This is a genomic window from Methylobacterium sp. WL69, assembly GCF_008039485.1.
GTDB lineage: Bacteria > Pseudomonadota > Alphaproteobacteria > Rhizobiales > Beijerinckiaceae > Methylobacterium.
In genome coordinates, this window is record NZ_VRUZ01000001.1 from 68,108 (window position 1) to 82,722 (window position 14,615).

The following is a 14,615-nucleotide window of genomic DNA, read 5'->3' on the forward strand; positions in this document are numbered from 1 at the left end:
CCGGTCGATCCCGCGCGCCTGAAGGCCCGGGTCACATCATTTTCAGGAGATCAACGACCGTGTCCAAGACATCGTTTTCGCGCGCCCTGACGGCTGCGCTGCTCGGCCTCGCCCTGACCGCCGCGGCCCGGGCCGACACCAAGGACTACGAGTTCCAACTGGTAAAGGACGAGGCCAAGCAGGGGGAGGCCATCCTCGATGTCCGCCTCGTCGACAAGCGCACGTCCAAGCCCGTGCCGAACGCCGTCATCTTCGCCAAGCGCATCGACATGGCGCCCGACAGCATGGAGGAGATGACCTCGAAGATCGAGCAGCTGCCGTCGCCGGAGCCGGGCCTCTACCGGTTCAAGGCGAAGCTGACGATGGCCGGTGGCTGGCGCCTCTCGCTCGGGGCCAAGGTCCAGGGTGAGACCGGCACCGTCGAGAACAAGCTGGTGTTCAAGGCCACCAAGTGAGCCGGACGGCATGGGCCGCCGGGACCCTCGCCGCGCTGGCGGCGGGGGTTTTGGGATTTGGCGCGGGGCATGAGGGCAGCCCCGTGCCGGCGCTCGTCCAGCAGGCGCGGACCGGGTTCGCCCATTGGCTGCCGGGCACGCCCCGGCCGGCTTCCCCGATACAGGCATCGGACGCGGCGAAGGCGACGGGACCGGTCGTCTACTATCAGGACCCGGACGGGAAGCCGGACTACGCCTCCGAGCTGAGGCGCACGGCGGACGGTCGCGACTTTCGCGCCGTCCGCGCCAGCGAGGACGTGCGCTTCGACGAACCCGACGAGGCGGAGGCGATGCCCGACGCCGGGCACGGCGACATGGCCATGGGTCAGGCCACGATGCCCGCGAGCGCCCGCAAGGTGCGGTTCTACCGCAACCCGATGGGCCTGCCGGACACCTCGCCGACCCGCAAGAAGGACTCGATGGGGATGGACTACCTCCCCGTCTACGAGGGGGAGGACACCGACGACGGCACCGTAAAAATCTCGCCCGGCAAGCTCCAGCGCACCGGGGTCCGGACGGCGGTCGTCGAGCGACGCGTCCTGTCGATGCCTGTGCGCGCGCCGGGCGCCATCGAGGAGGACGAGCGCCGGATCTCGGTCATCGCGATGCGCACCGACGCGTTCATCGAGAAGGTTGAGGCCGTCACCACCGGCGACCACGTCCGCAAGGGTCAGCCACTCCTGCGCCTATTCTCGCCGGAGATGAACGCGGCCGCCGCGCAGTACCTCACCGGCATCGGCTACGAGGGCGCCCGGCGCCGCCTGGAGAACCTCGGCATCCCACCCGAGGTCATCGACGAGATCGAGCGCACCAGGAAGGTGCCCTCCACCATCACGTGGTCGGCGCCCCGCGACGGGGTCGTGGTCGAGCGCAACGTCTCGGACGGCATGCGCGCCAAGTCCGGCGACACCCTGTTCAAGCTCGTCGACCATTCCAGGGTCTGGGTCCTGGCCGACGTCACCGAACGCGACCTGGCTGCCGTGGCGGAGGGCCAGACGGCGACCGTGCGCGCCCGGACGTTCCCGGACCGCGTCTTCACCGGCGCGGTGACCCGGATCTACCCGCACCTCGCCATGGGGACCCGGACCGCCCGCCTGCGCATCGAGCTGCCCAACCCGAACGGCGACCTGCGCCCGGGGATGTTCGCCGACGTGACGATCGCCACCGGCAGCGACAGGCCGGTGGTGGCGGTGCCCGACGACGCGGTCATCGACACCGGCACCAGGCAGATCGTCCTGCTGGACAGGGGAGAGGGTCGCTTCGAACCGCGGCCGGTCAGGCTCGGCACCCGCGGCGACGGCTACGTCGAGATCCGCGACGGCATCGTCGCCGGCGACCGCGTGGTGACCTCGGCCAACTTCCTCATCGATGCCGAGAGCAACCTGAAGGCGGCGCTGCAGGGGCTCTCGGAACCCAAGCCCGATCCCGGGCCGCAGGCCGCCGCCGAGGGGAAGGCGCCATGATCGCCCGCCTCATCGCCTGGTCGGCCCGGAATCTGGTGCTGGTGCTGATCGGGACCGTCTTCGCGGTGGGAGCCGGGCTCTACGCCCTGAGGACCCTGCCGCTCGACGCGATCCCGGACCTCTCGGACGTCCAGACCATCGTCTACACCGAGTACCCCGGGCAGGCGCCCCAGGTCATCGAGGACCAGGTCACCTACCCCCTGACCACCGCGATGCTGACGGTGCCCCGGTCGAAAGTCGTGCGCGGCTTCTCGTTCTTCGGGGTGTCGTTCGTCTACGTCATCTTCGAGGACGGCACCGACCCGTACTGGGCCCGGAGCCGGGTGCTCGAATACCTGAACACCGTGGCCAAACGCCTGCCGGCCGGCGTCACCCCGACCCTGGGACCCGACGCGACCGGGGTCGGCTGGGTCTACCAGTACGTCGTGGTCGCCAAGGAGCGCACGCTGGCCGAGCTCCGGTCGCTGCAGGACTGGGTCGTCCGCTTCGGGGCGTCGCGGGCCGAGGGCGTGGCGGAGGTCGCCGGCGTCGGCGGCTTCGTGAAGCAGTACAACGTGGTCGTCGATCCGAACCGGTTGCGGGCACAGGGCATCACCCTGTCCAAGCTCCGGGAGGCGATCCGGTCGAGCAACGCCGACGTCGGCGGCCGTACCGTCGAGCTCTCCGAGTTCGAGTTCGTCGTCCGTGGCCGCGGCTACCTCAAGAGCGTCGCCGACATCGAGAGCATCGTCCTGAGGACGGAGGCGGGCACACCCCTGCGGGTGAAGGACGTGGCTCGGGTCGAGCTCGGTCCCGACGAGCGCCGCGGGATCACCGAGATGAACGGCGACGGCGAGGTCGCCGGCGGGATCGTCCTGCAACGGTTCGGTGCCAACGCCCTGAACGTCATCGAGAACGTGAAGGCCCGGCTTTCCGATGTCGCCGCCAGCCTGCCCGAGGGCACGGAGATCCTTCCGGTCTACGACCGCTCGCACCTCATCGAGGCGGCCATCGAGACCCTCAAGGGCACGCTGATCGAGGAAAGCGTCATCGTAGCCCTCGTCTGCGTCGTGTTCCTGCTCCACGTCCGCAGCGCGCTGGTGGCGATCCTGATGCTGCCGGTCGGCATCCTCATGGCGTTCGCGGGCATGAAGGCCCTCGGGCTCGGGGCCAACATCATGAGCCTGGGCGGCATCGCCATCGCGGTGGGCGCCATGATCGACGCCGCCATCGTGATGATCGAGAACGCCCACAAGCACCTGGAGCGGGCGGACCCCGGCAAGCGCCGGGTCGAGATCCTGATCGAGGCCGCAAGCGAGGTCGGGCCGTCGCTGTTCTTCTCGCTCCTCATCATCACCGTGAGCTTCCTGCCGATCTTCACGCTAGAGAGCCAGGAGGGCCGCCTGTTCGGTCCGCTGGCCTTCACCAAGACCTTCGCCATGGCCGCGGCGGCGGTGCTGTCCCTGACACTCGTCCCGGCGTTGATGGCTTTATTCGTCCGGGGCCGGATCATTCCGGAGCACCGCAATCCGGTGAACAGACTCCTGATCTGGATCTACCGACCGCTCATCGCAGGCGTCCTGCGGGCGCGGGTGCTCACCATCCTGTTGGCCCTCGTCGTCCTGGCGGCGACGGCATGGCCGGCGAGCCGGCTCGGCTCCGAGTTCATGCCCGACCTCGACGAGGGCACCTTGATGTACATGCCGACCACGCTGCCGGGCATCTCGGTGACCAAGGCCGGGGACCTGCTCGCCACCCAGGACAGGATCATCAAGTCGTTCCCCGAGGTCGCCTCGGTCTACGGCAAGGCCGGTCGGGCCAACACCGCGACCGACCCGGCGCCGTCCGAGATGTTCGAGACCATCGTCAACCTGAAGCCGAAGGCGGAGTGGCGACCCGGGGTCACGACGGCGAGCCTGAAGGCCGAGATGGACGCCGCGCTCCAGTTCCCCGGGGTCTCGAATGCCTGGACCCAGCCGATCCGCGCCCGCATCGACATGCTCTCGACCGGCATCCGTACGCCGGTCGGGATCAAGGTGCTGGGGACGGACCTTTCCGAGATGGAGAAGGTCGCCCGCCAGGTCGAGGCGGTGGTGAAGGCGGTGCCGGGCACGTCGAGCGCCTACGCCGAACGGGTGCAGGGCGGCTACTTCCTCGACATCACCCCCGACCGCGAGGCGCTGGGCCGGTACGGGCTGACCGTCGGCGACGTGCAGGACGTGATCGGGATGGCGCTCGGCGGCGAGAGCGTCACCAACACCGTCGAGGGCCGCGAGCGCTACACCGTCAACGTACGCTACCCGCGCGCCTTCCGCTCCGACCCGCGCTCCATCGCCTCCGAGGTTCAGGTGCCGATCCCGGGTGGGGGCACGGTACCGCTCGGTGAGGTCGCCAAGGTTCAGTTGAACCGTGGCCCGACCCAGATCCGGACCGAGAACGGGCAACTCGCGGTCTTCATCTACGTCGACGTCGCCGGTCGCGACCTCGGGGGCTACGTCGCCGAGGCGCGGGCGGCGGTCGCCAAAGAGGTGAGCCTGCCGCAGGGTACCCTCGTGCAGTGGAGCGGTCAGGTCGAGTACCTCGACCGGGCGACGGCCCGGCTCAAGGTCGTGGTGCCGCTGACGCTGCTGATCGTGTTCCTGCTGCTGTACCTCAACTTCCGTCGACTGACCGAGACCCTGATCGTGATGCTGTCGCTGCCGTTCGCGCTCGTCGGCGGGGTCTGGCTGATGTGGTGGATGGGCTTCAACCTGTCGGTGGCGGTGGCCGTCGGCTTCATAGCACTGGCAGGCGTCGCGGCCGAGACCGGGGTGATCATGCTGGTCTACCTCGATCATGCGCTGGCCGAGATCCGGGCCGGATGCGACCGCGCCGGACGGGCACTCACCCGTGCCGACCTGCGGAGGGCCATCATGATCGGCGCGGTGGAGCGGGTGCGTCCGAAGATGATGACGGTGGTCGCCATCATGGCCGGGCTCCTGCCGATCCTGTGGAGCACCGGATCGGGCTCTGAGGTTATGCAGCGGATCGCGGTCCCCATGATCGGCGGCATGGTCTCGTCGACCGTCCTGACCCTCGTGGTAATCCCTGCGGTCTACGGCCTGGTGAAGGGCTGGGGACTGCCGCGGTCCGAACCGAATGCCATCGACCCCGAGGCCCGACTTGTAACGTTATGAACACACAGGGCGGAAAACCCCGAAGCGACATTGACGCTGGGCCATTCCCTCAGGTCCTGTATGTCCGACGGTTCCTCCCCGGAGGATCAAAAGGGAACGCGGTGAGGATGAGGTCCGAAAGGGCCTTCCCGAAGCCGCGGCTGCCCCCGCAACTGTAAGCGGCGAGCCCATCATCAACACGTCACTGGGTCTTCGGGCCTGGGAAGACGATGAGAGGGCGGTGACCCGCGAGCCAGGAGACCTGCCGTCAGTCGTGGTCACACGCGAAACGCATCGGGCGGGGTGTCCTGATGGGTGTCGAGGCGCCCGGCTGCCCTAACGGCAGGCAAGCGCCCAGGCCTCGTTCGCGGTGACGTGCCACAGACGTCGCCCGAGGCTTGTCCCGTGTCCTTTCCTTCCCGAACCGCGTGCTTGCGCACGCTCGCGCTCGCCTGCGCCGCCCTTTCCGGTCCCGTGCTCGCGCAACAGGCCGCCGCCCCCTTCGCCGATGTCCCGCGCGGGGCCGAGGCGGCCGTCACGCTCTCCGAGCTTTCCGTCTCCGCCACCGGCGTGCCGACGCCCGTCGACCAGGTCGGATCAAGCGTCACCGTGCTCACCGCCGCCACCCTGGAGGCCCAGCAGCGCCGCACCGTCCCGGATGCCCTCCAGCAGGTACCGGGCCTCAACGTCGTGCAGACCGGCGGCCCGGGCGGTCAGACCTCGGTGTTCATTCGCGGCTCGAACTCGAACCACGTGAAGGTGCTCATCGACGGCATCGACGCGACCGACCCGTCGAACCCGAACGGCTCCTTCGACTTCGGGCAACTCCTGACCGACGACCTCTCCCGCATCGAGGTGCTCAGGGGTCCCCAGAGCGGCCTCTATGGCAGCGACGCCATTGGAGGCGCGGTCTCCTTCACGACGAAGCGTGGCGAGGGACCGGCCAGGGCCACCGCGCGGATCGAGGGCGGCTCGTTCGGTACCTTCAACCAAAGCGGCAGGATCAGCGGGTCGGAGGACGGCTTCGACTATTCGGTCTCGATCCAGCACTTCCGTGCGGCCGCGACGCCGGTGACGCCGCCGAACCTCGTCCCGCTCGGCCGGGCGATCCATCCGAATTTTTACGACAACGAGACCGTCTCGGCGAAGTTCGGCTACCAGTTCACCGACACCTTCCGCATCAACTCGGTGACGCGCTTCATCAATTCCCGCCTCCTGTTCACCGGCACCGACTTCAGCACCTTCCCGGCCTTCCCGGCGGCGTTCCGGAGTGCCGCCGACGTGCAGCAGGTCTTCACCCGCAACGAGGCCGAATGGACGCCGTTCGCCGGCTTCCACAACCTCTTCGCCATCAACTACTCGAACCTGTTCAACAGACAGCAGGGCCCCCTAGACCCCCTTGCCACGCCGGACGCGACAACGGGCCTGGGCGAGCGCACGCGCTACGAGTACCGCGGGGACTACCAGCTCTCGCCCGGCAATCTGATCCTGTTCGGGGCGCAGCGTGACGACGAGAGCCTGTCGACCACCGACCCGAGCCCGTTCGGGGCCGGCAACCTGCGGGCGAGGAACGGCAACACGGCCGGCTACGGGGAGGTGCAGCTAACGCCCTTCGAGCGGGCGGCGTTCGTGGCCAACATCCGCCACGACGAGAACGACGCGTTCGGGCCGGCCACCACTTTCCGCGTCGCGCCGAGCTACATTCTGCCCTTCACCGAGACCCGGATCAAAGGTAGCGTCGGCACCGGCTTCAAGGCGCCGACCCTGAGCCAGCTGTTCCAGAGCTTCCCGGCCTCGAACTTCTTCGCCAACCCGAACCTCAGGCCTGAGGAGAGCCTCGGCTACGACGCCGGCATCGAGCAGCCCCTGGGGGACCGCGTCCTCGTCGGCGCGACTTACTACGCCAACGACTTCAAGAACCTCATCACCTCGAACGCGACGTTCACCTCGAACGAGAACGTCGGCCGGGCCGAATCGTACGGGGCGGAAGCCTTCGTCGCTGTCCGGTTCTCCGATACCCTTACGGGCCGGGTCGACTACACCAACACGGTGACCAAGAACGAGATCACCAACCAGGAGCTCCTGCGACGGCCCCGCCACAAGGGCAGCGCGACAGCCTTTTGGACCCCCCTCCCGGGCCTGACCGTCAGCGGGACCGTGATCGTGCTCGGCCACTTCGTCGACGGCAACCGCGACTTCTCGGTGGCCCGGCTCAAGAACCCGGGCTTTACCCTGGTCAACTTCGCGGTGAACTACGACGTCAGCGAGACGGTGAGCGTGTTTGGGCGGGTCGATAACCTATTCGACCGCCGCTACGAGAACCCCACCGGCTTCCTCGGGGCAGGCCTCGCCGTGTACGGCGGCGTCCGCCTGACCGCGTTTTGAGACCGCCGATGGCACGACGGTCCGGCTTCGCGGTCCTAACGGCGATGCTGGCGGTCAGCCAAATCTGGTCGATTGCCGCTGGGATGGCCGCCCCGGCATCCGGGGGACCCCGGCACGTCGTCTCGATGAACCTCTGCGCGGACGAGCTCGTCCTTCGGCTTGCCGACCGCGATCAGGTCGCCGCCGTGACCTACCTCGCCCATGACCCACGCGGCTCGACCGTCGCGCGGGAGGCGACGGGCATCGCAGTGACACGCGGCCTGTCGGAGGAGATCGTCGCCCTCCGGCCCGACCTCGTCGTTGCCGGTGCCTTCACGACGCGGACCACGGTGGGCCTGCTCAAGCGCGTCGGCTTCCCCCTTCTCGAACTCGGCGTACCCAACGACTTCGAGGGGGTGCGGGCCCAGATCCGGACCGTCGCCGCGGCCCTCGGGCACCCGGCGCGCGGCGAGGCGATGGTCGCGGACCTCGACGCTCGGCTGGCCGAGGTGATGCCGGCGGCCAAACCCTTGCGGGCCCTTGTGATGCGTCCGAACGCCTTCACGGTGGCACCCGGCAGCCTTGGCGATGCGATCATCCGCGCCGCCGGCCTCGTCAACGTTGCGGCGGAACTCGGTCGCGACCGCTTCGGCCAGGTCCCGCTGGAAGCGGCGGCCTTGGCCGACGCCGACCTCATCGTCCTCGACGAGGGGGAGCCCGGCGCGCCGTCGCTGGCCGATGCCCTGCTGCATCATCCCGTCCTCGACGCGCTGCGCCGGCAGGGGCGTACCGTCTCGATTCCGAACCGGCTCTGGACCTGTCCAGGTCCGCAGGTCGCCGAGGTCGTGGCCTTACTCGCCGCCGCCGCACGCGAACGGGCAGTGCCATGAACGCACCCATTCAACCTCCTACCCGGATCGAACGCGCGGTCGTCGGACCACGCGGCATCGTCGGGCTCCTTGGCCTGCTGGTTCTCGTTTTGACGCTGGCGTCCATCGCGGTCGGGTACGCCCCATTCGACGTAACGGCGGCGGCCGGTGACCTCCTCGCAGGACGCGCGACACTGCCTGCCCTCGTCCTCTGGGAGCTACGCCTGCCCCGTGCCCTCCTCGGGGGCCTCGTCGGCTTCAGCCTCGGGCTGACCGGGGCGGCGATGCAGGGCTACCTGCGCAACCCGCTCGCCGATCCCGGCATCCTCGGCATCTCCTCGGCTGCGGCCCTCGGGGCCGTGGTTGTGTTCTACGGCGGGTTCGCGGCCTCCCTCAGCCTCGCCCTCCCGCTCGGCGGGATCGCCGGCGCCGCGGTGGCGGCGCTCGCCCTGAACCTCGTTGCCGCAAGGGGAGGCACCACGCTGGGATTGATCCTCGCCGGTGTCGCCCTGTCGAGCCTCGCCGGCGCCATGACGGCGCTGGCGCTCAACCTCTCGCCCAATCCCTACGCGGCCCTGGAGATCGTGTTCTGGCTGATGGGGTCGCTCGCGGACCGCAGCATGGACCATGTCTGGCTATGCCTGCCGTTGATGGCGGTCGGCTGGGGCCTGATGCTGTCCACGGCTCGCGCGCTCGATGCCCTGACGCTGGGCGAGGACACGGCCGCGAGCCTCGGCTTCCATCTGGTCTCGGTCCGCCTGCGCCTCGTGACGGGCGCGGCGCTGGCCGTGGGCAGCGGCGTCGCCGTCAGCGGCGCCATCGGCTTCGTCGGCCTCGTGGTGCCCCACCTCGTGCGACCGTTGGTCGGCGCACGCCCTGGTGCCAGCCTGTGGCCGAGTGGCCTCGCCGGGGCCGCCCTGGTCCTTGCCGCGGACTTGGGCGTTCGTCTCCTGGCGACGCGCCCGGAACTCAAGCTCGGTGTGGTGACTGCGCTCGTTGGGGCACCGTTTCTGATCGTGCTCCTCCTGCGTGAGCGAGGACGCGGCGCATGAGCCTCGCGATCGCAGCCCTCGATGTCCGCCTCGGCGGGCGTGCCATCCTGTCGGATATCACCCTGTCCCTGGAACGCGGGACCCTCGTCGGTCTGGTCGGTCCGAACGGCGCTGGCAAGACCACCCTCCTGCGCACCGTCGCGGGCTTGGTCGCCCCGACCGAGGGCCGCGTAAATCTCGACGGTATGCCGCTCAAGGGCATCTCCCGCGACGCGCGCGCCAAGCGCATCGCGGTGCTGTTCCAGGGCGCGGGGGCCGGTTGGCCGATGCAGGTGCGTGACCTCGTCGCCCTCGGCAGGCTGCCGCATCGACGCGCGTTCGGTGGCCTCGATGGGGCAGATCATGCCGCCATAAACCGAGCGATGACACGGACCGATGTCGCGCGCTTCGCCGAGCGGACCGAACCGACCCTGTCCTCGGGCGAGCGGATGCGCGTGCTGCTGGCGCGGGCGCTCGCCGTCGAAGCGGAGTGGTTGTTGGCCGACGAACCGATCACCGCCCTCGACCCTGCCCACCAGCTCGACGCCATGACGCTGTTGCGGAGCGTGGCCCGGGCCGGGACCGGCGTCGTCGCCGTCCTGCACGACCTCTCCCTCGCGGCCCGGTTCTGCGACCGGATCGTGGTCCTGGGCGAGGGACGTGTCGCCGCCGATGGACACCCGGACGTTGCGTTGACCGACCGGCTACTTTCGGACGTCTTCGGCGTCACGGTTTGCCGTGGGGCTGGACCGGACGGAACCCCCTACATCCTGCCCTGGAACCGTTCAGGGCCACATCCGGAGGACATCGATGCAGCCTTCCCCCACCAGCCCTGATGCTGTCGTAGCCCTCCTGCGCGAGGCACTGGCCGATCCGAGCACGGCCTGGAGCCTCGGCAGCTTCGGTGCCATCGCCGAGTTCATGCGCGATCCGGACGAGCCTGTCCTGGCCCTCCCTGACGATCGCCTGGGACTTGCGACCGCGCGCGGGGCCATCGCCCTGACCCCGAGCTCCGACCTGCGGCCCGTCGCCTACGAGACGGCCGTTTCGTCCGGCTGGAACCACGCCATCGCGCTTTGCTTGCCGGAGGCGACCTGCGCGATGAACCGCAGGACCGTGGTGACGGAGCTCGGGCCCGACCGAAACGCCGCCCGGGTCGAGGATCGCGACGGCATCCTGTTTGACCTCGGCCTCGGCCTGCTCGCCGTGGATGCCTGTGTGCGGGTGCGCGATCCGGAGGCCGTCGAGCGGCTGCGGGCCGGCGTCGGCATGCCGTTGTTCGACCACGCCAACCCCATCGGGCCGCACCTCGTCGCCATGAGCCCGCACCGGGTGTTCCTGGCGCGGGTCGGTCGCGTCGAGGTCTATGCCCCGATCCCCGGGTCCGGCGGCACCAGCCCCGAGGGTCCGCACACGCACGTACTGCCAAAGCTCCTGCGCAGCGGTCGGACCCATGCCGCCACGACGCCGATCCCGGCGGGCTGGGTCCCCTGCGGAGGCCTGCACCCGGCGCACCCCTACAAGGACATGATGGGCGACCGCATTGCCTTCGATGCCGGCCGCTACGAAGCGTTCCAGGCGATGCTCGACCATTGGGGTGATCCGGAACTCGTGGCCATCAAGCGCGGCGGGCCCGAGGCGCCCGGCGGCACGGTGTCGACCCGCCACGCCCAGGGCGCACGCCGGGTCGCCGAGGCCCAGGCTCGTTACCTACGGGGCGAGATCATCGAGGGCTCGGCGAGCGACGACGAGGATGCGGAGGCGACGGCCTGACCGTGACCCGGACGGTGCCCGGCAGGAATCGTCCGGGGGCACCGCAGAGGGTGATCGGCCTGATCGGCTGCCCGGGCGCGGGGAAGACGACCTACGCCCGCCGCTTCGACCCTCTCGCCGGCTGGGTTCACCTCACCCTCGACGACTTCCGGCAGACCCTCTGGCCGCCGCACCGGCAGGTCTACTGGGAACTCAGGCAGGGCTCACATGACGATGCGGCCCGGGACCTCCTGCACCGGGTCAAGGAAGCAGCCCTGGATGCCGCCCTGACGAGCGGCTTCAGCGTGGTGATGGCGGACACACATCTCACCAGACCCGTGTTCGAGCGCGAACTCGGGATCGTCGCCCGACACGGGCTCACCGTGGCGTGGAAGGTGTTCGACGTGCCGTGGGAGGTCCTGAAGGCCCGCAACGACGAGCGCGGTCGCGTGGACCCGTCGCATCGCCAGCCGGATGAGGTCCTCCGGTTCACCTACGAGGTTTTCCAATCCCCGGACGCGTGGTGGCGTAGCTTGCCGCCGCAGCAGGTCGAGGTCCATTTGTGCCCCTACTCAACCCTACCAAGTGCTACCAACTTCACGGCTATGGACGCTGCGTACCTTCGACACCGTACTTACGAGCTCGCAGGTCGAAGGCTTCAAGCCCACCCTCCATGATCCGTGTCACGGCCTGACGGACGGCAGGCGTTTCGATTGCACCATCGACCTCGACACGAACGTGCGTCGTCCCCTCCGGAGCCCGATCCTCCGCGATAGTCGAGACCATCGTCACGACCTTGTCGGCATCACCGTTGACGACGAGATTGGCGTTGTGGGTCGCGAAAATGATCTGCCTCGCGGTCTTCGAAGTGCGTATCCGCTCGACGATGCGCATGATTACCCGATTGTCGAGATCGTCCTCTGGCTGGTCGACGATGAGGGTCCCGGCCTCCTGACGTAGAAGCAACTCCAACAGGGCGGACGCTTGTTGGCCGGGGGAGGCGCGGGAGAAGGCAATCTTTTGCCCGTCGCTGACGTAGGTGAGCGCGATGGAGTCGCGCGGCACGGCGGACAGCATGATCTCGACGCTCTGATCGCTGAGACGGGTGTAGAGCCGGTTAGCCTGGTTGTCTGTGATTTTCTCCTGCCCCCCGAACATCAGCGCCTTGAGCTCCACGATAGCCTCTGCGCCCGGTTCTGGGGGGCTGCCGGCCATGATCTTGTCGCGGTAGACCTTGAGCAGCTCGTCACATAAGGCGGCCCACCCCTGGCCGCCGTCCTTGCAGATCGCCTCGACCCAATCCGAGCAGCTACGATCCGAGTTCCGGATCATCGATCCTTCCATCCAGGCGCACAGGGACTGCACGCATTCCACCGGCCGGCGATCCTTGGATATGCGGGCTTGTAGGGTGCCGGCAGATTTCTCAGCCACCTCGGCTGCTGCTCGACCCAGCAAGGCTCGACGGTCCAACACCAACTGGGCCAACTTGGCGCGTGCATCGCTGAGTCCCGCCGGCGCCGCGTGGGTGACATTGAGACGTTCGAGAGCGCGCGTCTCCTGTGCTTCCAGTTCCTCTAGCTGTCCGGCCAGCGTCTCAGCCTCCTTGATGAGTGCGCTATGGGCCGTTTGCCGCTCGCGAGCCTTCGCGTAGCCCTCCTCGAAGGATTGCTGGATGATTTGAAACGCCCCGCCGGCCTGGTCGCGCTCCGTCGTAAGTTCGTTGAGATCCTGAAGCACCGTCCTGAGGCGGGCGTCGATGTTTGTACGGATCTCGGTGAGACGCTTGTCGAGGGTTGCAACGGGCGGGAAGTCGAGGGCATCGCCGTATCGACCTCGATCGACGACGAGGAGCGATTCAATGACCGCCCCGATACGGTCACGGTCCTCGTTGATGCGCCTCCCCACATCGTCGAGGTAGTTTCGTGCGCGTCCATACCGTGGGGCCTCACGGATGATGGCCAGGTCAGCCTCCTGAACGCCGCCTTCCGCCATCCTTACGCGAACCGCATCGATCCTTCGCCGCATGTCGGCGACCCGTCCCCGCGCTCGGGTGAGCTCCAGTTCGGCTTGCCAATGCGCGGCTAAGTCCTGGAGGGCCGTCGTGACCTCACGTTTCATCGCAGCAATCTCGGCATCGATCCGCCGACGCTCTTCGATGACCTCCGCCGCGGCGATGCCGGTGATGTTCTCCGCAGCGGCCTCCGGGTCGACCATCGTGGTCGAGAGTTCCTTCTGATGGAACGCACGGGCAGGGAATCGACGCTGCGCGTCCGCGACCGTGATCGCCTCGTCGTCGGCGCCCTGAGTGACCACCACGATGGTCGCCGGATTGTCGCCGGATCGCTTCCAACGCTCGCGAAGACCGCCCCTGTCGAGTTCCACCGCAACCCAACCGCCCCGCAGCGTCTCGTCGATCAGCGTCCGCTCGCGTTCGCGTGGTTTACGTCCTGCTTTTTCCTCAGGCGCTATGTCCACCTCGGACTTGCCGAGCCCGAAACGTAGGAATTCGAGCACGGCGCTTTTTCCCGAGCCGCGGCCGCCAATCAGTGCGGTGAAACCGTCGTTGACCACGATCGACAGCGGGTCAGGACCCGTGATGGTCGACTGGACCTCGATCCTGACGACCCTGTTGGCCGGCAGCTGAGGCCGGAGGTAGACGATACGAGCCTCGTCGGCGAGGAAAGCCTGTCGCAGGGCTTCAACGGTTGGCTCACCCAGCCGCACCCAACAGTGATGCGATCCAAGGCGATCCCAGTTCGCATTCTTGTTGTCCCCGGTCGCCAGGATCGCGCGTCGGCGGCGGCCCCATTCCTCGATCCGACCGTACGCTTTGTCGAGCGTCGGCTGGTCGAGGTCGGCATGCGAGCATTCGATGTAGACCCCGTCGCAGGGCAGTCGGGCGAATCGAGGGGCGTAGCCCTCGGCATTCAGAGATTTGTGAGCGTCGTCGCGGCTGAAGTGGGGGATGAGCATCGTTCGCGGCGCAAGCTGCTCGTCCGCGGCCACCACCTCGAACAACTTCTCGACGTCCAGGCCACAATGCCTGATTTGCGTCGTCCGGTCGGCGTGTGCCTCGGTCTCGATGACGGCAACGAGTTTCGCGAGGAGCCGGCGCCAAAGGCCGGGTTCGGTGCCGGGCTCGAAGATTGCGAGGCACTGCACATTATCGGAGCAGGTTATCTCGATGCCTGGGTAGACCACCGGTGCAGTTTCGGGTGGGGCTCTGCCAACGGCGTCGATGATGTAGGGCAAGAAGGCGACGTCATGATGGTCCGTGACCGCGACGGCACCAAGCCCCCTTCGAATGGCCTCAGCTACGAAGGAGTCGGCCCATGCATGGCGATCTGCTTCCAGACCGGCATTGCCCCCAGCTAGGTTCGGTGAACCGTTCCAGCCACGATCGCGTGGCGTGTGACACTGAAAATCGAGCTTGAGCCAAACCGCGCCGAGATGATGGCCGATGGGAGTGGGCATGCAGCGACCTGAGATAGAAACCGGACATCGGCAA

General features: G+C 68.2%; 10 protein-coding genes and 1 riboswitch. Of the genes, 9 read left to right on the forward strand and 1 reads right to left on the reverse strand.

The window, feature by feature from the left end; genetic code table 11:
• Positions 1-59 precede the first annotated feature (59 nt).
• The 9 genes from FV218_RS00355 (at position 60) to FV218_RS00395 (ending at position 11,784) form a co-directional block, all read left to right on the forward strand.
• The gene (locus FV218_RS00355; protein WP_056220820.1) at positions 60-455 is read left to right on the forward strand and encodes a FixH family protein; all 396 of its coding nucleotides are present in this window, start codon (positions 60-62) and stop codon (positions 453-455) included.
• Positions 452-1,957, forward strand: coding sequence for an efflux RND transporter periplasmic adaptor subunit (locus FV218_RS00360; protein WP_147708268.1), 1,506 nt, complete (start codon positions 452-454; stop codon positions 1,955-1,957). The genes FV218_RS00355 and FV218_RS00360 overlap by 4 nt, the downstream gene beginning before the upstream one ends.
• Positions 1,954-5,112: a CusA/CzcA family heavy metal efflux RND transporter gene (locus tag FV218_RS00365; protein WP_147708269.1), complete on the forward strand. Its 3,159-nt coding sequence runs from the start codon at positions 1,954-1,956 to the stop codon at positions 5,110-5,112. Before FV218_RS00360 ends, FV218_RS00365 begins: the two co-directional genes overlap by 4 nt.
• 51 nt (positions 5,113-5,163) lie before the next feature.
• Positions 5,164-5,376: riboswitch (cobalamin riboswitch) on the forward strand.
• Positions 5,377-5,523: 147 nt separating this feature from the next.
• The gene (locus FV218_RS00370) at positions 5,524-7,476 is read left to right on the forward strand and encodes a TonB-dependent receptor (RefSeq protein ID WP_238181296.1); all 1,953 of its coding nucleotides are present in this window, start codon (positions 5,524-5,526) and stop codon (positions 7,474-7,476) included.
• A gap of 83 nt (positions 7,477-7,559) precedes the next feature.
• Positions 7,560-8,345, forward strand: a complete 786-nt coding sequence (locus FV218_RS00375) for an ABC transporter substrate-binding protein (protein ID WP_238181297.1) — start codon at positions 7,560-7,562, stop codon at positions 8,343-8,345.
• A complete protein-coding gene (locus FV218_RS00380; protein ID WP_147708271.1) occupies positions 8,342-9,376 on the forward strand; it encodes an iron ABC transporter permease in 1,035 nt (344 codons plus the stop codon). The genes FV218_RS00375 and FV218_RS00380 overlap by 4 nt, the downstream gene beginning before the upstream one ends.
• Positions 9,373-10,191: an ABC transporter ATP-binding protein gene (locus FV218_RS00385; protein ID WP_147708272.1), complete on the forward strand. Its 819-nt coding sequence runs from the start codon at positions 9,373-9,375 to the stop codon at positions 10,189-10,191. Before FV218_RS00380 ends, FV218_RS00385 begins: the two co-directional genes overlap by 4 nt.
• Complete coding sequence (locus tag FV218_RS00390; RefSeq protein ID WP_147708273.1) at positions 10,166-11,128, forward strand: hypothetical protein; 963 nt, start codon at positions 10,166-10,168, stop codon at positions 11,126-11,128. The genes FV218_RS00385 and FV218_RS00390 overlap by 26 nt, the downstream gene beginning before the upstream one ends.
• Positions 11,129-11,178: 50 nt before the next feature.
• A complete protein-coding gene (locus FV218_RS00395) occupies positions 11,179-11,784 on the forward strand; it encodes an AAA family ATPase (protein WP_147708274.1) in 606 nt (201 codons plus the stop codon).
• Here the strand turns inward: FV218_RS00395 and FV218_RS00400 are convergent.
• Entirely contained in the window at positions 11,711-14,581 is a 2,871-nt protein-coding gene (locus tag FV218_RS00400) for a TrlF family AAA-like ATPase (protein WP_147708275.1), read from the reverse strand. The two genes, FV218_RS00395 and FV218_RS00400, sit on opposite strands and share 74 nt — an antisense overlap.
• Positions 14,582-14,615: the final 34 nt, after the last annotated feature.